The following is a 24,575-nucleotide window of genomic DNA, read 5'->3' as shown; positions in this document are numbered from 1 at the left end:
ACTGGGCTTATAAAGCTTGTAGACATTATCCAACATAAGATTATCCACCAAGGCATCTAAAAGACGAACAGGGTCATCTTCTGCGATATCCTTATCGATTCTTTGAGGAAAAAGAATCATTTTCTTGTGTATGTAAGAACGAAAGTGTACCTTTGCCATAATGAGAATTTTTGAATGCCTAAAGGTACAAAACTTTAGGAAATAGCAAAGCCCTGGCTTGAGAAAGTCGGGGCTTTGTGCATAAAAAAAGAGGATGTGGACATTTTGACACACCCTCTTCATTATGTATATTTAAAAGTAACTGTAAGCCTACAAATTACTTCTTCATCCCTTTATAAGCCTGGTTCATTCCCTTAACAACATCATCAGTGATGTTATATGCAGGATCAGCATAAAGAATATTGTCACCACTCTTAGCGAGGATAATACTGTACTTATTATCTTTGTTATACAATTTCAAGTAATTGTGTACACTATCAGAGAGAGCCTTGTTATACTTAGCAACTTCGTTCTGGTACTCAGCACCAAGACGCTGCTGCAAAGCATCAGCATCCTGAGCCTGCTTCTGGATACTTGCCTGAATCTGCTGTGCCTGTGCCTGTGTGTACTTATTTGCCTGAATATTCTGCTGGAAATTAGCAGCTGCAGCCTGAATAGCCTTCTGCTTACCAGCCAATGTACGCTGGATATTAGCTTCTTTTGCCTTTACAAGCTTAGTAACATCTTTCCAATAAGTATACTGGCTCATGATAGAGTCTATCTCTACATAAGCTACTTTCTGACTATTTGCAGCTGGAGCAGCTGTAGATGTTTCAGCCTTGCCAGCTGCTGTATCATTCTTCACTGGCTGATTGTTACATGCAACAAAAGCGAATGCTGCCATAGCAAGCACTGCCATACTGCTAAATGATTTCTTCATTTCTATTGTATTTTAATTAATTATTTCCTATTTAATATGCCTTGTTCCTTCTTCTGGCTTCCTTGTCTTGGTCGATAACACAATGAATACCTTTCTTTTTAAGATAGGCATTGTCTGATATATGCTGCGACTGGAACTCACCATCCTTCTTGATGAGTACACGTACTCCGAGGAGCAACATGGCTATAGCAATTATTAACAATGTTAACAATAAAGTTACAAACATTTTCTTTATCTTTGCATTTATATTGACCGCAAAGTTAATATAAAACAGCAAGATTACAAAAAAAAATATTATTAAAAATGGCAAATGTAGAATTAAAACCTGCTTGCGTCTTTGAGCAGTTCGCTAAAATCAACCAAATACCACGCCCATCTAAGCATGAAGAGCAGATGATTAGTTATTTACAGGAGTTTGCGAAAGAACGCAACCTTGATGTAAAGGTAGACAAAGTTGGCAATGTATTGATTTCTAAGCCTGCTACTAAAGGCTATGAGAATCGTCCGACAGTTGTGCTTCAGAGCCACATGGATATGGTATGTGACAAACTTGTTGATATAGAATTTGATTTCCACAAAGATGCTATTCAGACTTATGTCGATGGTGAATGGCTACATGCTAAGGGGACAACCCTTGGTGCTGATGATGGAATCGGTGTTGCATACGAGTTAGCCATACTTGATTCTAACGAAATAGAACATGGTCCTATCGAGTGTCTCTTTACACGTGATGAGGAGACAGGACTTACAGGTGCATTTGGTTTGGAGGCTGGTTTCATGACAGGAAACTATCTTATCAACCTTGATTCAGAAGATGAAGGACAAATATTCGTAAGTTGTGCTGGTGGTAATAGTACAACTGCAATCTTCCATTTCGAACGTGAGAATGCACCAGAAGGTTATTTCTTCATGAAAGCAAGTCTGAAGGGTCTTGTTGGTGGTCACTCTGGTGATGATATAAATAAGAAACGCGCCAATGCTATCAAACTCCTTGCACGCTTCTTATATGCCGAACAATCAAAGATGGACCTTCGCCTAAGCTACTGGAATTCAGGTAAGATGCACAATGCAATCCCACGTGATGGTAAGGTACTCTTCGCCGTTCCTGCAGTTAATAAAGAAACTGTTAAAGCAGACTGGAATGTCTTCAGTAAAGATGTTGAGGATGAGTTCCATGTTACAGACACAGCTATGGTATGGAATCTTGAGAGTGCAGATGCGGCACCAGTCATGCCAAAGCAGATTTCTCACAATGCCATCCTTGCTTTGCAGGCACTTGACAACGGTCCATTGACCAACTGCCAGGATGAAGCTTTGGCTTATATGGTTGAGACTTCAAGCAATGTTGCAAGCATACAGACCGATGAGAATAAGTTGACAGTTGTATCTTCGCAGCGTTCAAACGTTATGAGTAACTTGGTAAACATGACCAACACTGTTCGTGCATGTTTCGAGTTGGCTGGTGCTGAGATTGTTGTCGATGACAGTTATCCAGCATGGAAGATGAATCCTAACTCAGAGTTAGTGCACGTTGCAGTTGAGCAATATAAGAATATCTTCGGTAAGGAACCACTCGTTCTTGGTATTCATGCGGGTCTTGAGTGCGGTCTCTTCTCTGAGAAGTATCCACATTTAGATATGATTAGCTTTGGTCCGACACTTCGTTATGTTCATACACCAGATGAGTGTCTACTAATTCCTACAGTTCAAATGGTATGGGATCATCTCCTTGCTGTTCTCAAGAACATCAAGTAGAATTACGTATTTAATATAGTATATATTTCTCTTTACTATATCAGCCATCTTGTTTTTAATAAGACAAGATGGCTTTTTGTATCTATGTCTGTACTTTCTTTTGTCGGTAAACCTTGTTTATCATATTATACTGATCGTCTACATCACTTGTACTAACCATGAACTCCACACATGTTGGGATAAAGCACGATTGAAGACAAGGGTAGGGTAGATATGTGTTTATCAGTTCTTATAACCTAAGGGGTTATGAATCAATCATAAAAAAACAGTAGATGACTTTGTAATACAGGTAGACATATATGTTTCAAGGGCTCTTGGTCAATAGCATACTATGTTCTTAGCACGTTTACTCTTATAATGCCTTTTTACAACCTTATTCCCTTCATAGCTAAACTCAACTAAGGTTGTATCATTGAGTTGACTATTTATTATATAAGCACTATTGATATTAGCTCTATTTTCATTATAACTTATAATCATGTCTTTTGCTATGATCTTTATAAGAGGAAACTCTGAATAAGTTTCATATTTAAGATAGTCTACTTCAGATGGAGTAAACTCATCACGTCTAACAGCAATGACCCTATAACTTAGACAAGAAGGTTCATGAGCATTCCTCAACATCTTTTGTATAGCTTCTGAGTTATTCCTATTGGTAGTGTAAATAGTTTTCCCCTTCTTAATTATGTATGAAAAGCTATCAGTTATCGTTAATAACGTAGAGTCAGAACTAATCGAATATTTCCCATTAATGTGCTTAATAGTATCATTTAGCCACAGTTTGAACTTTTGTTCGGGAGATATTTTTATATCCTTCTGAGGTCTTGATGCCGCATATATAGATAATGCTATTAGAAACATCAAGCACATGGTAGCAGTCTTTTTCATTATCTAAATGTTTTAATTTTCACTACGCTGAGTATGTAAAATAACGCTGCTTGGCTGAAATCATCTTGCTCTACTCTCACTCAATACGCAAACGCCTCGAATAAGAAAGATTTATTTTGTGGACGGAGAGCATTGTCCTTTCAAGGAATGAGTTACGCCCATTAGCCTGTTGTTTGTTATATTTTCATGGGCAAAAGTATATAACATTCTTGAGAAACCCAAGGGAATGAGAACTTATTTCAGAATGAGTTGTATATATAGATGTAATACTATGCATCATACGTTACCAACAGTATTTGCACATAAGTCCACAAATCTGCGTGCAGAATGGTTAGATATGGAGAAGTCAAAAGAATAACAAGTAATGCCAGAAAGCATCTTGTGATATTATTGAAAATATTAGTTGATTACCAACGATGGCACAGAGTTTGTTATAAGGTATGCAAAATAAAAAAATAATTAAAATTATATTGCTATGCAAAAAGGAAATATTGGGGTTACAACAGAGAACATATTCCCCGTCATCAAAAAGTTCTTATATTCAGATCATGACATCTTCTTGCGTGAGATGGTATCTAACGCAGTTGATGCAACACAGAAGATGAAAACACTCTCTACGATTGGCGAGTTCAAAGGAGAGCTTGGTGATTTGAGTGTTCGTGTAATTTTAGACGAAAAAGCTGGTACATTGACAATTAGAGATCATGGTATCGGTATGACTGCAGAGGAGATAGAGAAATACATCAACCAAATAGCCTTCTCTGGTGTTAATGATTTCCTTGAGAAGTATCAGGACAAGGCAGAGGCTATTATCGGCCATTTCGGTCTTGGTTTCTACTCTTCTTTCATGGTTTCAAAGAAGGTTGAGATTATCACAAAGAGCTATAAGGAAGGTAGTAAAGCCGTAAAATGGAGTTGTGATGGCAGCCCAGAATATACACTTGAAGACGCTGATAAAGAGGAGCGTGGAAGTGATGTGGTTCTTTATATAGATGATGATTGCAAGGAGTTCTTGCAGAAGTCTAAAATAGAAGAGCTGCTGAACAAGTATTGTAAGTTTATGGCTGTACCTGTAGTCTTTGGTAAGAAGACCGAGTGGAAGGATGGAAAAACTGTTGACACAGAGGAAGATAATGTTATTAATAGCGTTGAACCATTGTGGGTAAAGGCACCATCAAGTTTGAAGGATGAAGACTACAAGAGCTTTTATCGTACGCTCTTCCCAATGAACGATGAGCCATTGTTCTGGATACATCTGAATGTTGACTATCCATTCAACCTCACTGGTATTCTCTATTTCCCACGTGTGAAGAACAACATCGAGCTCCAACGCAATAAGATTCAACTCTATTGTAATCAAGTGTTTGTGACCGATCAGGTTGAAGGTATCGTCCCAGAGTTCTTGACTCTCCTACATGGTGTTATCGACTCTCCGGACATTCCGCTGAATGTCAGTCGTAGTTACTTACAGAGTGATGCGAATGTAAAGAAGATAGCAAGCTATATCACGAAGAAAGTTGCTGATAGACTGCAAAGCATTTTCAAGGAGAATAGAAAAGAGTTTGAGGAGAAATGGGATGATTTGAAGCTCTTTATCAACTACGGAATGCTGTCTGATTCTGACTTCTACGACCGTGCCAAGGACTTTGCACTCATCAAAGACACTGAGGGTAAGTACTTTACTTTTGAGGAGTATAAAACGCTTGTGAAGGATAATCAGACTGATAAAGAAGGATTCTTAGTAAACCTCTACACAAATAATAAGGAGGAGCAATATAGTTATATAGAAGCTGCAAAGCAGAAGGGATATAGTGTTATTGATGCAAGTGGGCAACTTGACGTCCCATTACTATCAATGCTTGAGCAAAAGCAAGATAAGACTCGCTACGTACGTGTTGACTCTGATATCGTTGATCGTATCATTCAGAAAGAGGATGCACCGAAGAATAATCTATCAGCTGACGAGACTGACAAATTGTCAGAGGCGTTTAGTTCACAGATACCTTCTCTCGATAAGGCTAATTTCACCGTTGATGTACAGTCACTCGGAGCGTCTTTCCAACCAGTACTTGTAACACAGAACGAGTATATGCGTCGTATGAAAGAGATGAGCCAGTACCAGCAAGGAATGGGCTTCTATGCTCAGTTGCCTGATTCTTATAATCTTGTTTTGAACAGTGACCATCCATTAGTGAAGAGAGTTCTTGATGAACTTACTGCCAATACGACAGAGGAACTGAAGCCAATAGATAGCGAACTGAAAGGTCAGGAGGCTCGTTTGGCTGCTCTCCATCAGTCACAAGATAAGAAGAAGCCTGAAGAGCTGACACAAGAAGAGAAAGATGATATGCAGAATACACAGAAGGCTGTATCCGAGCTTAAAGATAAGAAGAAGGCTGTAGTTGCCGAATATGCTAAGGGTAACGAGGTGGTTCATCAGCTTATCGACCTTGCCTTACTTCAAAATGGTATGCTTCAGGGAGCTGCTCTCGATAAGTTCTTAAAGCGTTCTTTCAGTTTGATTAAGTAACAAAAAGGATTGGGATGATGCGTAAAGGCGCTCACCTTAATATCTTTCAAATAGTATAAAAGGCCGTAGGACACTGTAATTGAATACAGTTCCTACGGCTTTTTGTTTTCTTTTGACTGACTGTTGAATGCTGGATGTTAGGTGTTGAATGTTGGGTGTTAGGTGTTGAGTATTAGGTGATGATGGCTTGTTGTGCTGGGTGTTGGATGTTGAATGTTGGGTGTTAATGGCTTGTTGTGCTGGGTGTTAGGTGTTGAATGTTGGGTGATGATGGCTTGTGGTGTTGGGTGTTAGGTGTTGAGTGTTGGGTGATGATGGCTTATGATAGTGGGTGATGGATGTTAAGTGTTGAATATTAAAGGCTGAAACACATCTCTTTACGTTCGTTTATTATATATACAATCATAGCAAATTTTGTCCCGTTAGGCGCTCCCCTCCCTTTCGGGGAGGGGCTGGGGGAGGGGTCTTCGGGGCTGGGGAAGAGTTCTCTTTTTTACTTCTTTGTCAATATTTTTCGCCCTCTTTGGATATAGCACACACCCTTTAAGCCCGCAGAAGAGGCCTTCTTACGTTCAAGAACATGCCCTTCTTGCATGTTGAAGACGCCCTTCTTGAGGCAAGAAGAGCGTCTTCTTGAATGTTAAATGTAACTTTCTGATACAGTGTACGTTATAAAGTATTATTTAAGAGATATGTTAGTCATTGTTAGCGTGTATTATTCTCGATGATATGTAATGATATTTTACTAACATGCGGACTCTTCTTAGGAGTGAACTAAATATGGCTATACGCTTGTAGGGACAGAGGCTAATGTAGTAGAGTACGCTCATTTCTCATTGAGTTACACAGAATCATGCATGCTAAATCATATTTGATATGTTGTGTAAAGAATAATATCTTGTCTGTTCTCACAATAGGAAAAAATTGCTTCATATCGCTTACTATCAAATAAGATTTAGTACCTTTGCAAATAACAAACTCATAATTTATGTTTAAGAAAGTCTTGAAAGTGATAAGGTGGGTACTCTCCCTTACTTTTATCTCTACAATATTAGCAGTGGTAGTCTATCGGTTTATACCCGTTTACTTTACTCCTCTTATGATTAGTCGTTGTTTTGAACAGATTGGTAAGGGCGAGTCAGTAAAGCTATATCATGACTGGATACCATTGGAGAAGATGCCCGACTCAATGCCTGTCGCAGTAATGGCAAGCGAAGACCAAAGGTTTCTTACACATCACGGATTTGACTATCAAGCGATTGAAAAGGCAGCAGAAGACCACTTGAAAAAGGGTAAGAAGCTAAGAGGTGGGTCTACCATCTCTCAACAAACGGCTAAGAACGTTTTTTTGTGGCAGGGACGTTCGTGGATAAGAAAAGGCTTAGAGGTTTATTTCACGTTCCTTATTGAGACACTGTGGAGCAAACAACGTATCATGGAGGTTTATCTTAATTCTATTGAGATGGGGGATGGCATCTATGGTGTTGAAGCCTGTGCAGAACAAAACTTTGGGATGGAAGCCAGTCAACTGAGCCGGAGAGACTGTGCACTTATAGCCGCTACACTCCCTAATCCACGTCGATTCTCTTCAAAGAATCCAGGACCTTATATGCGTAAACGTATAGGACAGATTGAGCATCAGATGACTTTTATCCCCGCTTTCCCTAAGGAACATTAGGCTCGTATCACTATTCTGTCCCATTACACAATATTATTACATCATTAAGTACATAAGATGATAAATCAAGATAGAGAAGATGCAATACTTTCAGCATTGAACGATAGTCAGCGAGAAGCTGTTGAGTATTGCACAGGACCGTCGTTGGTCATCGCTGGTGCAGGCTCTGGTAAGACTCGTGTACTTACCTATAAGATAGCTTACTTACTTAATAAAGGCTTGGCACCATGGAACATTCTTGCACTTACCTTTACCAATAAAGCAGCAAGAGAAATGAAGGAGCGTATAGCACAGATTACCTCGGCTAATGATGTACAACGCCTTTACATGGGAACCTTTCACTCTATCTTTGCAAGAATACTACGCCGTGAAGCGGAGGCTATTGGCTTTGGAAGTAATTTTACTATCTATGATGAGAATGATTCTCGTTCACTCATAAAGAATATTATTAAGGCCTTAGACCTCGATGATAAGACTTATAAGCCAGCAACGGTACATAATGTCATCTCAAAGGCTAAGAACCACCTTATTACGGCAGCACAGTATGCAGAAGACCGAGCAGCCATAGAAAGAGATAGAAGTGCTCGGATGCCAGCTATCTACATGATATATAAGATGTATGAAGCAAGATGTCGACAAGCTAATGCAATGGATTTTGATGATATTCTGCTTTATACCTTCTTACTCTTTCGTGACCATAAAGCTATTCGTGAAAAGTATGGTCAACAATTTGAGTATATCCTTGTCGACGAGTATCAAGATACTAATTATGCACAGGTAAGTATAATTAGTCAATTGGCTGAGACACATCGACGCATCTGTGTCGTTGGTGATGATTATCAAAGTATTTACTCTTTCCGTGGGGCAAACATAGATAACATCCTTGACTTTAAGAATAAGTTTGATGATGCTAAACTATTTAAGTTAGAGCGAAATTACCGTTCTACGCAGCTCATCGTACAGGCAGCTAACTCGTTGATGAAGCATAACGAGCGTCAAATCCCTAAGGATGTTTATTCGAAAGAAAAGGAAGGTGATAAGGTTCTCTATAAGCCTTGTTATAGTGATAGGGAAGAGGCTATGGTGGTTGCAAATGAGTTGAAGCGTATCAAACGTAATGACAATTGCCATTATGGTAGCTTTGCTATTCTGTACCGTACCAATGCACAAAGTCGTTCGTTCGAGGATGAGTTTCGTAAACAAGGTATTCCTTATAAGATTATCGGTGGACTTTCCTTCTATCAACGTAAGGAGATTAAGGATATCATAGCTTATTTCCGCTTAGTGTCTAACCCCGATGATGAAGAAGCTTTCCGTAGAATCATCAATTATCCAACGCGTGGAATAGGCAACACGACCATTCAGAAAATTGTAGAATGTGCTCAACGAAACGCTGTTTCTCTATGGCAGACAATTCTTAACCCTATCGAATATGGTTTAGATGTCAACAAGGGAACAATGACAAAGATACTCTCTTTCAGAACTCTTATTAGTGGTTTTATTAAGAATGTAGCATTGAAAGATGCTTACGAGTTGGGGAAAGAGATTATAACAGAAAGTGGTATTAGTGCAGATATACACTCTGGTAGTGAGCCAGAAGACTTAGCTCGACGTGAGAACTTGGAAGAGTTTATGTCGGCTATGCAGAGTTTTGTCGACTCTGGACGTGAGGAAGGGCGTGAAGAGAATGTCTACTTGACCGACTATCTACAAGAGGTGGCATTATACACTGACGCAGATAAGGAAGATGATGATACGCCAAAAGTATCGTTAATGACGATTCATGCTGCGAAGGGACTGGAATTTCCAACGGTATTTGTCGTTGGATTGGAGGAAAATATATTCCCAAGTCCTATGTCTTTAGGCTCAAAACGTGAAATAGAAGAGGAAAGAAGACTACTTTATGTGGCCATAACACGTGCCGAACAACATTGTATATTGACAAATGCTAAGAACCGTTTTCGCTATGGATCAATGCAGTTTGATAATCCAAGTCGATTCTTAAATGACTTTGACCCAATGCTGATTCATACCGAAAATGAGGGTTCGAGTGCTTTGGAAAGAGAGCGCCATTTAATGCCTTGGGATGACGACCGCACGTCGAAGAGGTCTTGGCAAGAAGCGAATAGCGGCGATAACTTCCGTGAGTATGAGCCTAATAAGGCATATACTGGTAGTCGACCTTGGGGCGACGAGTATCGCCAGATGGGCTCACGATGGCAGAATTCAAATCCTGTGGCAAGTCAATTTAGGGCTGATCCGAAGCCAAAGATAACGGAGAGGAAACGACCTGAAGTAGCCGTTGACCCTTTCTCAGAACGAACAAAACGCAGATTAATTTCCGAGGGTGGTAATTTTAAGCGGTTATCATCTGCCATGACAAATGGCGGTAGGACTCTATCAGCAGGTGAGACCCCATTATCTTCGGTTTCATCGACAGGTAATGTGGCTGGCCTCAGTGTAGGTGTAACCATCGAACATCAACGCTTCGGTATTGGTGAAGTGATTAATCTTGAAGGAACAGGAGAGAATGCAAAGGCTACGGTTGCGTTCCGTAATGCTGGTACAAAACAACTTCTATTGAAGTTCGCTAAGTTTAAGATTATCTCTTAGACACCTCTTACATCCAATTTCTGCTTGCGATGTAAAATGTAGAGATTAGGAGGTACTGATAAACGTAAACCCCATCTAAACATAACAATAGTCACTCGTATGGATATGAAATCCCTTTGAGTGACTATTGTTATTTAACTTATCCTATCGTCCACACATCTGTTTGTAAGGACAATAGTTACAGCTATTAAGATTACTTGTAGGTTCAAAAGCTATATCAGGATTGTGAATTTCCTCTAATATCTCGGTGAGCTTACGGAGAAAGTCTTCTTCATAAACGGTGACATCAGTAATCTCCTCCGTATCTATTGATAGTACTGGAGTGTAATCTTCACTTCCTGCATGTTGTATGAAGAGCAAAGCTGGACTAACAGCATGGTGATTAGGGTTGTGCTCCATGTCATTTGTAGCCTCAATGAGGCTATAGAGCATTGCTTGCATTGTGTAGTCACTCTTTATATTTAAGAACTTAGGATCAAACATCTCATCCACAGATTTAAGAGATTCTGCTACTTTTGAACCCGTCTTATAATCTACAACTCGTAAGCGTGCATTATCACTATCTACGTATATCTCATCCAGTCTGTCAATGCGTCCACTCGTCTCTATTTGTTTCTCTAAACCATTCACTTTGATAGTCAGTGGACGTTTAACAGGAAACTCGTGCCCTATCACACGAAGAGGGGCTGTGCGTCGATCAATTCGCAATAATTGATGAAGATACTTTATGATGACTTCACGATTAATAAGTTGGAGTCCGTTAAGCTTAGGATGTTTCCTTGTGCCTGGTTGTTGATTAAATAACTCTTGTGCAAACGATTCATCTACAATGTCATCTAAGGTGAGGTCTGCATTCCCGGAGGTCAGTGATTGTGTACTCTTACCTGTCTTTAATAGTTTATCAATGTCCTTAGCTGTGATGATTTCTCTTGGTAGTAGCTTCTCATACATGAGCTGAGCTGCTGTATGGAAGATATTACCAAAGATGCGGTTATCAACGTCGTCAACATCGATTTCATCGGCCTCTTTAATACCTGCAATATACTTAAAGTAATACTTTAGTTTGCAAGTTATATAGGTGTTAATGGCTGTTGGTGAGAAATAACTCATTTCATCGAGTTTTCTCAATACAGCTTCATTCTTTTCAACAACCTTAGCTTCAACACACATTGGGTCTTGCCCTGCTTGTAAAGTTAGTCGATGAATTGGGTGATTCCACTCTACCATCAACTGTAAAATGAAACGACTCATTTCGCCAGTATGACTACCTTGTGTCGAATTATTATATAGGAAGGTGACATCCTTGGCTCGTTGAATCAGGCTATGGAAATAGTAACTATAAATAGATACCTTATTGTCAATGGTTGTGAGGTTGTATGCTTTACGTATCAGATGAGGTATGAAAGAGGCATCATCTATTCCTTTTGGCATATTTCCCTCATTACATGATAAGACAAGAACGTGGTCGAAATCAAGATTACGCGTCTCAAGCACGCCCATCACTTGTACACCTTGGGCTGGTTCACCATGAAAAGGAATACTTGTAGACGCAATCAGCTGTGTCAAAAGTCGACGAAAGATGACCTTGTCTGCCTCTAAATCACCATTTGCCATCAGCTCTGATAGACGCGTGAGTAGGGTGTACATGCGGAATACTGACTCTTCGAAGAGCGGATCCTTGTCAGCTGCTCCATTCATACCGATGAAACGGATGGTTTCTGATAACCAATTGACTAAGGCTGGTAAGTTCTGCCTATCACTTGAATAGTAACTTAATGGTAAACCTTCTTCAGGTTTCACATAGTACTGTCGTTCCTTATTTAATTTCTCGATGATTTCGGCTACTTCTGGTATAAGATACTTTCCGTATGGATGTCGCAATACTCTGTTTACGTAATGAAGCCTAAAGCTTTGTTCTTGAATAGAGTAACCCTCCATCTGTAAGGTCAAAAGCTGCGAAACCATCGAAGCTATCAGCGTTTGTTGTAACGGGTAACCTGTTGTCACATTTAAGCTCTCTACTTCATTTGGGATACAATGAATCACGGTCTGTAATAGATGTTCATCACAGAGAACAATGGCTGTTCGTTTGCCATCTTTATATCTATTATCCTCCTTTAACCATTCGGTTATATAACGCGCTTGCATGTTCTCTGTTGGTGCAGAGATAATGCTGATATTCTTCCCTTTACCCAGATTGTCGTATAACTCATTGTTGTCATTGGGTAAGGCATTAGGGAATTTATCAAGCCAAGAACGAATATAATTCCCTGCCTCGTTGGTCGACTGCATATAATAATAGTCATAATCCCAATAGAAACTTGCCCGCTCTTCCTTTAAAAAGCGTTTGAAGAGTTGCTGTTCTACTTTCTGAAGTACGTTGAATCCTACAAAAACATAATGATTAGAGTCTATTTTGATCTGCTGATTTTCAACCACCTCTCTGTATAACATACCTTCGTATGCAAGTCCTTGTGCTCTAAGTCTTTGCTTGAAATTGTTATATATATCATTTAACTTAGCCCACAAGGCCATAAATCGTTCTCTAATCCCCTCTGGATTATCGTCAAAATTAGCGAAAAAACGACGTAATTCTTTTTTCTGATCATCGGTGAGATAGGTTATATCATCTAACTCTTTAAGGTTATTAATATTTGAGAATACAACATGAGCATTAGCCATATTTTTATCGATATCATCGAAATCAGCTAAGAGTAATTGCCCCCATCCATAGAAGTGATCTAAGGTTTCATTCGTATTATCTGTTACCTCTATGTAACTCTTATATAGGTCGCATATATTTTTAATTGGGTCTGCAATGGTTAGTTCTGAGTGCTGCCGGAAGAAATCGGAGATAGTCATATATACTGGACTCCATACAGGACCATCAGCCAATCGAGCAAGTGCTTGATTAAGAAAAAGTGCAGCACGCTTATTAGGAAAGACTACTGTAATATGCGCCATATCGGTCCCATACTTATTCAATAAGTCTGTTGCTACGTGTTCGAGAAATGTATTCATAATGGAAATTGAAGCTCTTGTTAAGAATAAAATATAGTTAGTAAACTGTTATTGACACATTAGGAGGGAAGTGATGTTGGTACTATCTCATTTCTTAAAACATACCAGATATAACCAGAAACCTGCTTATATCCCATGCGCATAAGTAAACGCATATAGCGTTGTACTTGTTCGTGATATTCATCTCGTGGCTTACCAAACTTGAAGTCAACAACAATCATCTCTTTACCATCTGTCATTACTCGGTCTGGACGATGCTCATATACATCCCCAGTCTCCTTATCGTAGTCAAGAATAGTGCATTCATTGAATAACTTCCAACGTGGACTAAACCAATTTTTCACCTTTTCATCGCTTAGAGCACATGATATCTTATTCTGTAATTCTCTTGATGTAATGTCATCATTATATATGATTCCTGCTTGTTCTAACTCTTTCAAACGTGGCTCAATATCAGCTTCAGTAAGAATAGTAGAAAAGAGCTGATGAAGAACATTACCTACTTTAATATAACGTCTTGCATCTGATGGATCGATGTCCTCACCTTTAATGAAGTCATGACTTTTATTACTCTGTCGGAAACTGACAGGGTGGGGGAATGTTTCAATCTTTAGTTTGTGAGTCTTAGGCGATAGTTCAAAAGGATTCTCTGTTGCTTTCCCCTTTTCTACACGCTCTTCACAAGTCGAAAGGGTTCCAAGTTCAAAGCTGATTGGTCCGTTATCTCCAGCATCATCAATAATTGCTCCTGGCAATTCTTTGGCAAGTTCTTCAATAATATATTGGATGATATGTGAACGCTCACTTTTCCCACTTGTTCTTTCTTTATACTTTTTACCTGTAATAAATAGGTTCTTACCTGCACGAGTAAAGGCTACATAAAGTAAATTCATATTGTCAACTGTGTTTTGAAGATGCTCCTCTTTATAATCATCTTCAAATACTGTACCCAACATCTTTGACGAGTAATCAACTGGAATTAATGGTAATTCTCCGTAAGGCTTTTCCTTATCATCACCAGAACACCATATTGTTATGCCGTTTGTCTTCTCTAATTCCCAATCACAGAAGGGTATTAGAACATTATCATATTCAAGACCTTTACTCTTGTGAATGGTTATCAATCGTATTCCATCTACTTCATCACTCTGTATAGTATTGCTTGAGAGCGTGTCTTCCCACTCTTCGATGAAATCGTCAATATCTGCAGGATGATCGCGTAAATACTCATTTAGGGTGTCGTAGAATGTACATACGTATGCACTCTGGCCTTCAAGACTATCAAGACTAAACAGTGAATAAATCTCATCTACGAGATCTATTAGTGATAACCTTGATAAAGACTCAAACTTATCGATATAACCACTTGGTAAGAAAGACTTTAATTCTGTACTATTCTCACCTACAAACAAATCATTAATATCTTTCCCTGTCTTGATTACTTGCTGTTGGTAAAGTTTGACCAACTTACTTTCTGTAAGTTTATCATGTGGGTGTGTGAGTAGTCGAAGGGCCTCAATAATCACATTAACAGCTAATGAAGCATCTAAGCGAAAAGCCTCATCAGAAACAAGACTTACATCTTTATCTATATTTTGGAAGCTGTCTACGATATCAGGTATTACTGTCTTTGAACGTGCAAGAATAGCAATATCCTTTTGCTTATACCCTTGATCTAATAGTTGACGGATGTTTTCTATTAACTCATTGAGGATTTTTTGTTTATAATCTGACGCATTCTTAGAATCATAACGAAAGAGTTTTATACGTACACAACCCTTACCGTTATCTTTCCTTGGTTTCTGCTCAATCTCTTTATAAGCTTCAACCAATTCTGTAGCACCCTGTATTTCTTCGCTCTCTAATTCATTAACTGTTTGTAAAACAGCCTGCTTAAAGAATGTATTATTAAATCTTATTATATTCTCTTCAGAGCGATAGTTAGTGTCAAGTGGCTCTATCTTTATTTGTTCCTTAGTAAATTCATGCTCTATGTTGTTCAGTAGTTTCCAATCACCTTGGCGCCATCTATATATACTTTGTTTCACATCACCTACTATCAAGTTATGAGAGTCGACCTGAGCCATACAGTTATCAAGTAATTTACGGAAATTATTCCACTGAATAGTACTTGTATCTTGAAACTCATCAATCATAATATGTTTTAGGTAAGCGCCCATCTTTTCAAATACAAAAGGTGTATCTGAATCTTTCATTAATGTGCAAAGCAATGATTGAGTGTTACTTAGCATAAAGCGGTTAGTGTCTTTATTTATCTCATCAACAGCTTCTGAGATGGCATGAAGTAGGCGAAGTTGTGAAAGATGTTTAAGCGTGAGATTACAAGATTGGTACTCTCTCCAATCATTTATCCTATATTCATTTAAGATTTTTAAATCACTACACAATGATGCTGAAGCAAGTTCAATGATTGCTGCCTTCTCCTCTGCAGGACATTTACTTGCAGGCCACTTTTCAGCAGAATCTATACATGATTGTACGTATTGTGGAGTAGCATCATTTGAAGGCGTACCCTTTGTTAATTTAATAATATGTGGAAGAAGCCCCTTTGTTTTCCCATTAAATAGATTTGGATTGTCCAAGTTAGCATCACGTATTTTCTGATACATCTGCTTTGCATGCTCATTCAGACGATTTAATATACGTGTACGCCTTTTGCGCAAGTCTGTAATGAAACCATTAAAGAATGACTTATTACTAAATCTATTGTCCAGTTCGGTTTTATGATCCTTATAGAAATCCTTAAAGATATTCTTACCAAAGTCCTTTATCTGGCTTATAACATTCCAACCCTTATCATCTTCTATATTCTTATCGATATAATCACGAATCCAATTTAGCACCTCCTCGCCTTCTTCAAGGCTATTGATTAACTCATCGACAGCCTGTGCTTCCACTTGTTCATCATTTAAGTCTACGCGAAGATTAGCTGTTAAGTTTAATTCACGGGCAAGGTTACGTAATACAGACTGAAAGAAAGCGTCAATTGTCTGTACTCGGAAATCATTATAATGGTGTGTAAGTAATGACAAAGCTTTGGCAGCATTCTCTCGAATTGTCTGTTCTGAAAATCCTGTTTTCATGCGAACTTGTTCATAATATGCCTCTGAATCAGGCAAACTATGCGCAATACCATACAGTTGAGAAAGGATACGAGTCTTCATTTCCTGCGTCGCCTTGTTCGTAAAAGTTACAGCAAGAATACTTCTATAATCCTGCGGATTCTTAACTACCAAGGTTATATACTCCGAAGCTAAAGTAAAGGTTTTACCAGAGCCTGCTGATGCTTTATATACTGTTAATGCTTGTTCCATGCTGAGTTAGTATAGGTTTAAATGATTAATAATTATAGTCTTACGCAATAAGTGAACATATTGGGGAACAGTTCTTTAATGTTCTTAGGCTTTTGACCAAAGATACCAAAGATAGTACTACCGCTTCCCGACATCTGGGCATATACAGCACCATTATTGTAGAGTTTTTCTTTCACTTCAGACAGAATAGAATACTTCTCAAAAATAGATTCTTCAAAATCATTAGTCAGTTCCTCTCGCCATGTATCAATAGGTTGACGAACAATATCCCGACAACTTTTTATAGGTTTCTTTGGTGTTACACCAGCGTAAGCCTCTGCTGTTGACACAGCTACATCTGGTTTTACAAGTGCAATATAATAGCCCTCTAATCCATTGACCTCGTTGTCAACAGGTTCGAGGATATCTCCGATTCCCGTAGCAAAAGCTATTTCTGAACGGATAAAGAAAGCACAGTCTGCACCTAACTTAGCCGCATAACGTTCCATTTCAGCATTACCCATGTTCAATCTAAATCGTTCATCAAGCAAACGAATCATATATGCGGCATCAGCAGAGCCTCCACCAAGTCCTGCTTGCATAGGAATACGCTTGACAAGATGAGCATGAACACGAGGAAGTTCGTAATCTTGTGCAAGAAGATGATAAGCCTTAACAACCAAATTCTTGCTTTCATCACATTCGACAACATTGCCAGTCACCTTTAAGTCTATAGGTGTTGGTGATGGAAATTCCTCATCCATCTTCTTTATTTCCAAGGCGTCGCATAATGGAATAGGGTAGAATACTGTTTCAAGGTCATGATATCCATCAGAGCGCTTTGCTACTATATTTAATCCAAGGTTGATCTTACAGCATGGGAAAGTAATCATAGTCAAAAATATAATTAGAAGTTTCTTTTTGCAAAGATAATAAAAGCTAAGAAGAATGATGTTAGAAATGGAATATTTTTTGTACTTTTGCCAGCGTATGCTAGAAAGAAATAGTAACAGTAAGAGTAGTCGAAGGTCCAAACAAGCTCCTATCGACACCACATTCGGTCATCTTCAACCACAAGCAACTGATATTGAAAAGGTTGTTTTAGGTGCTCTTATGCTCGATAAGGATGCCTTTTTAGTTGTTTCTGAGATTATTAAACCAGAAACATTCTATGAGTCTCGTCATGAAAAGATTTACGAGGCAGTGCAATCATTAAATCTACAGGAAAAACCTGTGGACATTATGACTGTTGTTGAAGAACTTCGTCATAGGGGGACACTCGAAGAAGTAGGTGGAGCAGCGTATATCGTTGAACTTAGTTCTAATGTTGCCTCGTCAGCGCATATAGAGTATCATGCACACATCCTTGCACAGAAGTTTTTGGCACGACAACTTATTCAGTTTGCCTCAATGATTGAGACAGATGCCTTCGATGAAACCGTAGATGTTGACGAGTTAATGCAGAAAGCAGAGGGAACTCTCTTTGAGATTTCTCAGAAGAACATGCTTCAAGACTATGTGCAGATTGATACCATCGTTGAACAAGCACACCAATTACTGCTCAAGGCAGCAGGTAGTAAAGATAAATTGACAGGAGTTCCAAGTGGTTTCCACGACTTGGATAAGATTACAGCTGGTTGGCAAGCGTCTGATTTGGTTATTATAGCAGGACGTCCGGCCATGGGTAAGACCTCTTTTGCGCTTAGTATTGCTAAGAATATAGCTATTGATTATCGTCAGCCAATAGCTTTCTTCTCCCTTGAGATGAACAACGTACAGCTTGTTAACCGTCTCATCTCTAATGTTTGTTCTATTCCTGGTAATAAGATACTTAATGGTCAGCTCACACCCGATGAATGGGAGCGTTTTGACTCGAATATTCGAAAGATGCAGGGTGCACCTATTTATATAGATGATACTCCTGGTCTTTCTATCTTTGAACTTCGAACTAAGGCGCGCCGATTGGTTCGTGAACATAATATAAAGGTGCTAATGATTGACTATTTACAGCTGATGAATGCAAACGGTATGCGCTTCAATAGCCGTCAAGAAGAGGTCTCTACTATTAGCCGCTCTTTGAAAGGACTTGCAAAAGAGTTGGATATCCCTATATTAGCTTTGTCACAGTTGAGTCGTGCTGTCGAACAGCGTGACCCAAAAGAAGGAAGACGCCCACAATTAAGTGACTTGCGTGAGTCTGGTGCCATTGAGCAAGATGCCGATATGGTACTTTTTGTGCATCGTCCAGAATACTATCATATTCTTCAAGACGACCATGGCAATGACCTTCATGGTATGGCTCAGATTATTATCGCTAAACACCGTAAGGGTGCAACAGGTGATGTATTACTCAATTTCCGTGGTGAATACACACGATTTGCTAACCCTGAGGACCTTGATATGGCTGCCCCACTTCCTAATGACCCGCTGGGTGGTGAGATTATTGGTAGTAAGATGAATGATGAGCCAATACCTCCTTTCCCTACAGGAGATACGACAGTACCATTCTAAATTTTGATGTTCTAATTATCACATCCTATAGTGGATTGCGAAAATATATTACATGAATAACGGCTAATGAACTCTATTTAAGTTCACGATAGTCGTTATTTATTGTATAGGTAACTAACACTATACCAGTAGATTATAAACTATATTTAAGAAGGTGCTTAGTAAGCTCTTAAAAGGGCGTCTTCTTGGGCGATGAAGGGCATCTTCTACAAACTAAAAGGGCGTTTTCTTTAATGTTATTAAGCATCTATTTGTTTTTAGGTCTTGAATTTATATTACAAACAGAAGGCTATGATTGATGAGTATAATAGGCAATTATCAAGGTTGTAGATAGATAAAATTGATAATGACTTACATTCACGAGCGGTCTATCTGAAAAGAGTCTACTCTTAAATTAACAGTTTAGCACACGATTAAGAAATAGCTTTCTTCCTCGTGATTACAATCCTTACTTGGTTAAATAACAGCGTTTATTCATTGATATAATTACGGATAATATTTGCCCAAACCTCATAACCTTTGTTAGTAAGATGAAGTCCATCCCGACAATATTCATGATGCATCTCCTTAGTGTTGGTACCTAAGAGAGGATGATACAGGTCGATAAATACAAGATTATTGCTGTTACAATAGTTCTTCAATCTCTCATTTAACTGAATAATCATATCCTCCTTACCTTTAAGTAGTTTCCATGCTCCAATCTTTTCGTTTAATGGCAAAAGACTTTGTACATAAAGTTTCGTTTGTGGGCATGATTTGCGAATAGTCTCAATAATATTAACTACCCCTTGGAAGATGCGTTCGACTGTCCAACCATGGCTTAAGTCATTTGTTCCACACTCAAAGAAGATCTTACTGGGCTTATATGGCAGAATTTGGTTTAATCGTTTAAAGATTCCTCGACTGTCATCACCGATAATACCCCTATTGAATATCATTCTTGCGTTAGGAAAGAAACGATTCCAATCATTCCCATATTCAGAATGACTATCGCCTAACATGACAATAGCATTGTCTGGTAAAGAGCCTTCTTTATTGAATTGATTCACTTTTATATTATAATGTTTTGAGCCATGATAAGTAATGCCCTGCGCATGTATTGATAGGGTAGTAATAGAAAGAATGAGGTAAAATAATAATTTATTCTTCATATTTATTCTTGTATAGCATATCAAATCATCAGTATACTAAGTCTGAAATTGATTCTTTTTTCTACTGCAAAATTAAGAAAAAAGTAAGAGATATGAAAGGAAAAGTCCGGTTATCTATTCCAAAGAAAAAGATAGCCGGACTTTTTAATAAGAGGGTTCTTAATTAATTGTTACGCTTATTAGTTCATGAGACGCATCACCTTGCGGAGATAAGCTTGTGTCTTCGATACATTGTAACGAATACCACCGCTCCATAAGCGAATAGCTTTTTCAACGCTGTTTAACGGATTGTGGAAACTCTGAATAATGACAAACATCTCCTTAGACTTGGTAGCATTAAAACGATCTGCAAGTGAATAGCGCTTATTACTACCAGAGCTTTTGAGGATGTTGTTGCACTCCTTAACCAGAACTGGGGAAATCTGAAGTACGCCAACGTACGAACCATTTACGGCCATCGGATTGCCCTTGCTTTCAATTTGAATGATTGCGTTCATTACAGGTTCCCAATCAAAGCCATCTTTCTTGGCTGATGCTTCAAGAGTTGAAGCAAAAATCATTAAGAAACAAATACTTACTACTTTTAAGATTCTCATCATTAATAAATTTCCGAAACCTTGGAAGGGTAGTTCAAATGAGCTACTCTCTACGGCGTGTTCCTATGTGAGAATGAGTTACCACCACGCCTCAGTTTCATGTTAACGCTGCAAAGATACAAAAAATATTCCTGATATACAAGTATTTAACGTTTAATATGTAAAGTTAGGGATGAATGACTTTTATGTTAAACAGTTGATTGTTGGGGCTTAAGACCGATGAAATCTTATTATATTTTCCATATTTACAATTTGTGGTAATGAAAAAGAATGTATATCTTTGTGATGGTTTTTAACCTTTGAAACAGCATATTGTTAGCTTATAGGGCTTTAATATGCTCGGTATTCCATACAGACTCTATAACTGAAGACAATATATGATAAAACGTAAACATAGGCGCAAAAATCAAAAACGCAATAAGTACAGTATTTGGTGGTGGTTATGTGCTGCTTTAGCCGTACTGGTAGTCATTCTTATCATTGATATTAAGCCATGGCGAAAACACCGAATTGTTGTTAGCGACCAATGGCCTTATAATGACATAACCAAGGGAGTCTACACAAAAGACTTTGATGGCCTTGATATTTCACGCCATCAAGGCAGGATACATTGGGATGAACTGGTAGAGAAAAATCCGCAATTAAAGTTCGTATATATCAAGGCTACAGAGGGAAGCTCAGTCGTTGACCCTTTCTATAAGAAGAACTTTAAAGCAGCAAAGAAAAGGGGCTTGTTAGTAGGGTCTTATCACTTCTTAACCTATCGGACCTCCATGGAGCGTCAGGTTACTAATTTCCTTGATCATATTGACCTCAGTAAGCAAGACTTACTCTTACTTGTCGACGTTGAAAAAGACGGTACACGTGAGTGGGGACGTGACTTAATTCAAAAGAATCTTGCTGAGTTTATCCGATTAATTAAGGAACGGACAGGCCATTACCCAATGATTTATACGAATGAGTCTTACTATCATAAAAATCTGTATCCAGAGTTCAATCGATACCATTTGTTCATTGCGAACTATAGTCTAAGCCCCGAAATACCTGATACTAAACATGATATCTGGCAGTTTAGTAAGCGTGGGCGAGTACATGGAATATGGACATACGTAGACATCAATCAGCTACGTGAGGGGGTTACAGTAGATGATTTTAAGATGCCAAAATAAAGAATAGGGGACTTATCTGTCAACAATCAGTTGCTACCTTATTAATAATACAAATCTTATCAGACGACTTATAGGTTTTCTTATTTAATGGGCTAAAGTCAATTACATTGCGATAGACACTTGAGAAGGCAACTAATTGATTTCCTTTAAGGAATAGAATCGTACAGATACTATCAAACAATGTGTTATCAAGTATTGCTTCGCGATCCCCAGTATATCCCATATCTATCTTTTCGTCAGACGCCGTACGCTTATCATACGGCTTAATAATGACCATCTTATCCCATTCTTTATCCTTGTATAAGTCATGGACAGTGATACAGGTGTCATTCTTCTGAATTGTTTCTAAGGTGTCATTCAGATTTACTTCACGGTAAGGTGTATTTACGCACCAAATGATTGCACCGACAAGGACAATGGAAAAGATGATTAATAATATTGTCTTTTTCTTCATATTATATGTGTTAACAGTCTAAGATTTATCTGGTAATAGTAATAGCTTATGCCAATAGTCTACTTGTATAGATAATCTATGAGTCATAGAGAATCTATACAAGTATGGATGAAGTGAAGACGAGAATGCTTATTAAGCTAATCCTTCAATCTCACCATCAACGATATCAATCTTCACAGCTTGTGGAACCTTCGGTAGTCCAGGCATACGCATCATGTCACCAGCAATAGCAACAATCATCTCCGAGCCTCCATTGATGACAAAATCACGAATGGTTATATCAAAGTCTTTGGCTACACCCACCTGCTTAGGGTCTTCACTGAACGAGAACTGTGTCTTTGCAATGCAGACAGGGAACTTATCCATCCCCCAAGCGTGAATACGTTTCAGTTTGTTTACAGCCGTTTTACTGAGAATGACCGAACGTGCACCGTAAATATTTTTAGCAATCTTATTTACTTTCTCTTCGATGCTATCGTCGTCATTATAGACCATCTTGATATCCTTAGCGCCATGTTTATCGATAGTATCTACTACGAGACGAGCAAGATCCTCAGCTCCTTCGCCTCCCTTAGTGAATACATTATTCTCTGCAAAGCCGACTCCTAACTCTTTACAATGGTTAGCAAGAATAGCTATTTCATCCTCGGTATCATCGCCATACCTATTGAGTGTGACGATAACTGGCTGTCCAAAGCGTTGCATATTCTCCACATGACGCTCAAGGTTAGCCAATCCGTCTATGAGAGCTTGGCGTTCCTGTTCTGGCGTAGCACTATCAGCAAGATTGCCGTGCATCTTCAAACCACGCAGAGTTGTTACAAGGACAGTAGCACGAGGATGAATTCCTGCCTTGCGACACTTTATATCTAAGAACTTTTCTGCACCAAGATCGGCGCCGAAACCAGCCTCAGTAATAGCATAATCACTCAATGACATCGCCATCTTAGTAGCTAACAAACTGTTGCAACCATGGGCTATATTCGCAAACGGACCACCATGAACAAAAGCCGCTGTCCCCTCAAGTGTCTGAACAAGATTAGGCTTTATAGCATCAAGCAACAATACTGTGATAGCACCACCAACACCGAGGTCGCGTACGCAAAATGGTTTATCTTCAAAGGTAATACCCAATACCATGCTCTCAATACGGCGTCGAAGGTCTTGCTCACTGTCGGCAAGACATAATGCAGCCATAATCTCACTCGCTGGCGTAATGTCAAATCCAGACTGCGATGGTAAGCCATCTGTGGAAGCACCTAAGCCTGTAACGATGTTGCGAAGACTACGGTCATTCACGTCTAAGACACGCTTCCAAAGGATTTGTTTCAATGAGAAGCCTTCACTTCGATGCTGATAAAGATAATTATCAAGCAGGGCGGCAATCATATTATGTGCACTCGTGATAGCATGGAAATCACCCGTAAAATGGAGGTTAATCTTCTCCATAGGTACAACCTGAGCATATCCGCCACCAGCAGCACCACCTTTCATACCAAAGCAAGGTCCAAGACTTGGTTCACGTAGTGCAAGAACAGAACGTTTACCTATTCGATTAAGTGCCATTGACAACCCAATACTTACTGTGGTTTTGCCAATTCCGGCACGAGTAGGGGAGATTGATGTGACAAGAATAAGGTTGTTACATGCGACTTTCTTTTCATCTATTAATGAAAGAGGCACCTTCGCCATATACTTACCATAATGTTCTAACGAGTCAGCCGATATACCAATTGTAGCGGCTACATCCTCTATTCGCTTCATACTACATGAGCGTGCAATTTCAATGTCAGATTTCATAGTTAAATTGTTTATATTAAGTAATCGTCGCAAAGATAGAAAATAATTTTGAATATAACCATTTCTTGCGAAAAAAAAGTTTATTTGTTTTTAAGTATTATGACATTGTTTTTAGTTCTGCCGAATATTAACCTGTCCTTTATCCTTTCTATTGAGCTACTTACGATGAGATTGTC

The 24,575-nt window shown here is 38.8% G+C and carries 16 protein-coding genes; 6 read left to right on the top strand and 10 right to left on the bottom strand.

Annotated elements, in window-relative coordinates; all coding sequences use genetic code 11:
* Nucleotides 1-316 precede the first annotated feature (316 nt).
* Together CHB62_RS00670 and CHB62_RS00665 are read right to left on the bottom strand one after the other, a co-directional pair.
* Nucleotides 317-919, bottom strand: a complete 603-nt coding sequence (locus CHB62_RS00670) for an OmpH/Skp family outer membrane protein (RefSeq protein WP_089365260.1) — start codon at nucleotides 917-919, stop codon at nucleotides 317-319.
* A gap of 31 nt (nucleotides 920-950) precedes the next feature.
* The gene (locus tag CHB62_RS00665) at nucleotides 951-1,145 is read right to left on the bottom strand and encodes a hypothetical protein (protein WP_089365259.1); all 195 of its coding nucleotides are present in this window, start codon (nucleotides 1,143-1,145) and stop codon (nucleotides 951-953) included.
* A gap of 77 nt (nucleotides 1,146-1,222) precedes the next feature.
* Between CHB62_RS00665 and CHB62_RS00660 the strand changes: the two genes are divergently transcribed.
* On the top strand, nucleotides 1,223-2,674 hold the full coding sequence (locus CHB62_RS00660; protein WP_089365258.1) for an aminoacyl-histidine dipeptidase: 1,452 nt from the start codon (nucleotides 1,223-1,225) through the stop codon (nucleotides 2,672-2,674).
* A gap of 318 nt (nucleotides 2,675-2,992) precedes the next feature.
* On the opposite strand, the gene CHB62_RS00655 is transcribed toward CHB62_RS00660, so the two are convergent.
* On the bottom strand, nucleotides 2,993-3,562 hold the full coding sequence (locus CHB62_RS00655) for a hypothetical protein (RefSeq protein WP_089365257.1): 570 nt from the start codon (nucleotides 3,560-3,562) through the stop codon (nucleotides 2,993-2,995).
* Between the two features lie 475 nt (nucleotides 3,563-4,037).
* Between CHB62_RS00655 and htpG the strand changes: the two genes are divergently transcribed.
* The 3 genes from htpG (at nucleotide 4,038) to CHB62_RS00640 (ending at nucleotide 10,383) form a co-directional block, all read left to right on the top strand.
* The gene (gene htpG, locus CHB62_RS00650) at nucleotides 4,038-6,092 is read left to right on the top strand and encodes a molecular chaperone HtpG (protein ID WP_089365256.1); all 2,055 of its coding nucleotides are present in this window, start codon (nucleotides 4,038-4,040) and stop codon (nucleotides 6,090-6,092) included.
* 988 nt (nucleotides 6,093-7,080) lie between these two features.
* Nucleotides 7,081-7,770, top strand: coding sequence for a monofunctional biosynthetic peptidoglycan transglycosylase (gene mtgA / locus CHB62_RS00645; protein ID WP_089365255.1), 690 nt, complete (start codon nucleotides 7,081-7,083; stop codon nucleotides 7,768-7,770).
* A gap of 57 nt (nucleotides 7,771-7,827) precedes the next feature.
* Nucleotides 7,828-10,383, top strand: a complete 2,556-nt coding sequence (locus CHB62_RS00640; protein WP_089365254.1) for an ATP-dependent helicase — start codon at nucleotides 7,828-7,830, stop codon at nucleotides 10,381-10,383.
* A 144-nt stretch (nucleotides 10,384-10,527) separates the two neighbouring features.
* Here the strand turns inward: CHB62_RS00640 and CHB62_RS00635 are convergent, their stop codons facing one another.
* The 3 genes from CHB62_RS00635 to ispE are packed head-to-tail and all read right to left on the bottom strand — an operon-like array spanning nucleotide 10,528 to nucleotide 17,611.
* On the bottom strand, nucleotides 10,528-13,404 hold the full coding sequence (locus CHB62_RS00635; protein WP_089365253.1) for a PD-(D/E)XK nuclease family protein: 2,877 nt from the start codon (nucleotides 13,402-13,404) through the stop codon (nucleotides 10,528-10,530).
* Nucleotides 13,405-13,463: 59 nt separating this feature from the next.
* Complete coding sequence (locus CHB62_RS00630; RefSeq protein ID WP_089365252.1) at nucleotides 13,464-16,739, bottom strand: UvrD-helicase domain-containing protein; 3,276 nt, start codon at nucleotides 16,737-16,739, stop codon at nucleotides 13,464-13,466.
* A 32-nt stretch (nucleotides 16,740-16,771) separates the two neighbouring features.
* Nucleotides 16,772-17,611: a 4-(cytidine 5'-diphospho)-2-C-methyl-D-erythritol kinase gene (gene ispE / locus CHB62_RS00625; protein ID WP_089365251.1), complete on the bottom strand. Its 840-nt coding sequence runs from the start codon at nucleotides 17,609-17,611 to the stop codon at nucleotides 16,772-16,774.
* A gap of 97 nt (nucleotides 17,612-17,708) precedes the next feature.
* Between ispE and dnaB the strand changes: the two genes are divergently transcribed.
* The gene (gene dnaB / locus CHB62_RS00620; RefSeq protein ID WP_089365267.1) at nucleotides 17,709-19,229 is read left to right on the top strand and encodes a replicative DNA helicase; all 1,521 of its coding nucleotides are present in this window, start codon (nucleotides 17,709-17,711) and stop codon (nucleotides 19,227-19,229) included.
* A 470-nt stretch (nucleotides 19,230-19,699) separates the two neighbouring features.
* Here the strand turns inward: dnaB and CHB62_RS00615 are convergent, their stop codons facing one another.
* Together CHB62_RS00615 and CHB62_RS00610 are read right to left on the bottom strand one after the other, a co-directional pair.
* Nucleotides 19,700-20,380: a GDSL-type esterase/lipase family protein gene (locus CHB62_RS00615; protein WP_089365250.1), complete on the bottom strand. Its 681-nt coding sequence runs from the start codon at nucleotides 20,378-20,380 to the stop codon at nucleotides 19,700-19,702.
* A 179-nt stretch (nucleotides 20,381-20,559) separates the two neighbouring features.
* Nucleotides 20,560-20,979 (bottom strand): transglycosylase SLT domain-containing protein, encoded by a 420-nt coding sequence (locus CHB62_RS00610; protein ID WP_042855899.1) that lies wholly within the window; start codon nucleotides 20,977-20,979, stop codon nucleotides 20,560-20,562.
* 374 nt (nucleotides 20,980-21,353) lie between these two features.
* On the opposite strand from CHB62_RS00610, the gene CHB62_RS00605 reads away from it, so the two are divergent.
* The gene (locus CHB62_RS00605; RefSeq protein WP_089365249.1) at nucleotides 21,354-22,145 is read left to right on the top strand and encodes a glycoside hydrolase family 25 protein; all 792 of its coding nucleotides are present in this window, start codon (nucleotides 21,354-21,356) and stop codon (nucleotides 22,143-22,145) included.
* Nucleotides 22,146-22,164: 19 nt separating this feature from the next.
* Here the strand turns inward: CHB62_RS00605 and CHB62_RS00600 are convergent, their stop codons facing one another.
* Complete coding sequence (locus CHB62_RS00600; RefSeq protein ID WP_089365248.1) at nucleotides 22,165-22,599, bottom strand: hypothetical protein; 435 nt, start codon at nucleotides 22,597-22,599, stop codon at nucleotides 22,165-22,167.
* A 132-nt stretch (nucleotides 22,600-22,731) separates the two neighbouring features.
* Nucleotides 22,732-24,399 (bottom strand): formate--tetrahydrofolate ligase, encoded by a 1,668-nt coding sequence (locus tag CHB62_RS00595; protein ID WP_089365247.1) that lies wholly within the window; start codon nucleotides 24,397-24,399, stop codon nucleotides 22,732-22,734.
* Nucleotides 24,400-24,575: the final 176 nt, after the last annotated feature.

It is taken from the genome of Prevotella jejuni (assembly GCF_900187995.1).
Classification (GTDB): domain Bacteria; phylum Bacteroidota; class Bacteroidia; order Bacteroidales; family Bacteroidaceae; genus Prevotella; species Prevotella jejuni.
The sequence above is the reverse complement of the archived record's forward strand: the minus strand, read 5'-3'. Positions and strand labels throughout refer to the sequence as shown.

Coding starts and splice junctions, on each gene's coding strand:
- CHB62_RS00670 (WP_089365260.1), bottom strand. CDS start 919: ATGAAGAAATCATTTAGCAGTATGGCAGTGCTTGCTATGGCAGCATTC.
- CHB62_RS00665 (WP_089365259.1), bottom strand. CDS start 1,145: ATGTTTGTAACTTTATTGTTAACATTGTTAATAATTGCTATAGCCATG.
- CHB62_RS00660 (WP_089365258.1), top strand. CDS start 1,223: ATGGCAAATGTAGAATTAAAACCTGCTTGCGTCTTTGAGCAGTTCGCT.
- CHB62_RS00655 (WP_089365257.1), bottom strand. CDS start 3,562: ATGAAAAAGACTGCTACCATGTGCTTGATGTTTCTAATAGCATTATCT.
- htpG (WP_089365256.1), top strand. CDS start 4,038: ATGCAAAAAGGAAATATTGGGGTTACAACAGAGAACATATTCCCCGTC.
- mtgA (WP_089365255.1), top strand. CDS start 7,081: ATGTTTAAGAAAGTCTTGAAAGTGATAAGGTGGGTACTCTCCCTTACT.
- CHB62_RS00640 (WP_089365254.1), top strand. CDS start 7,828: ATGATAAATCAAGATAGAGAAGATGCAATACTTTCAGCATTGAACGAT.
- CHB62_RS00635 (WP_089365253.1), bottom strand. CDS start 13,404: ATGAATACATTTCTCGAACACGTAGCAACAGACTTATTGAATAAGTAT.
- CHB62_RS00630 (WP_089365252.1), bottom strand. CDS start 16,739: ATGGAACAAGCATTAACAGTATATAAAGCATCAGCAGGCTCTGGTAAA.
- ispE (WP_089365251.1), bottom strand. CDS start 17,611: ATGATTACTTTCCCATGCTGTAAGATCAACCTTGGATTAAATATAGTA.
- dnaB (WP_089365267.1), top strand. CDS start 17,709: ATGCTAGAAAGAAATAGTAACAGTAAGAGTAGTCGAAGGTCCAAACAA.
- CHB62_RS00615 (WP_089365250.1), bottom strand. CDS start 20,380: ATGAAGAATAAATTATTATTTTACCTCATTCTTTCTATTACTACCCTA.
- CHB62_RS00610 (WP_042855899.1), bottom strand. CDS start 20,979: ATGATGAGAATCTTAAAAGTAGTAAGTATTTGTTTCTTAATGATTTTT.
- CHB62_RS00605 (WP_089365249.1), top strand. CDS start 21,354: ATGATAAAACGTAAACATAGGCGCAAAAATCAAAAACGCAATAAGTAC.
- CHB62_RS00600 (WP_089365248.1), bottom strand. CDS start 22,599: ATGAAGAAAAAGACAATATTATTAATCATCTTTTCCATTGTCCTTGTC.
- CHB62_RS00595 (WP_089365247.1), bottom strand. CDS start 24,399: ATGAAATCTGACATTGAAATTGCACGCTCATGTAGTATGAAGCGAATA.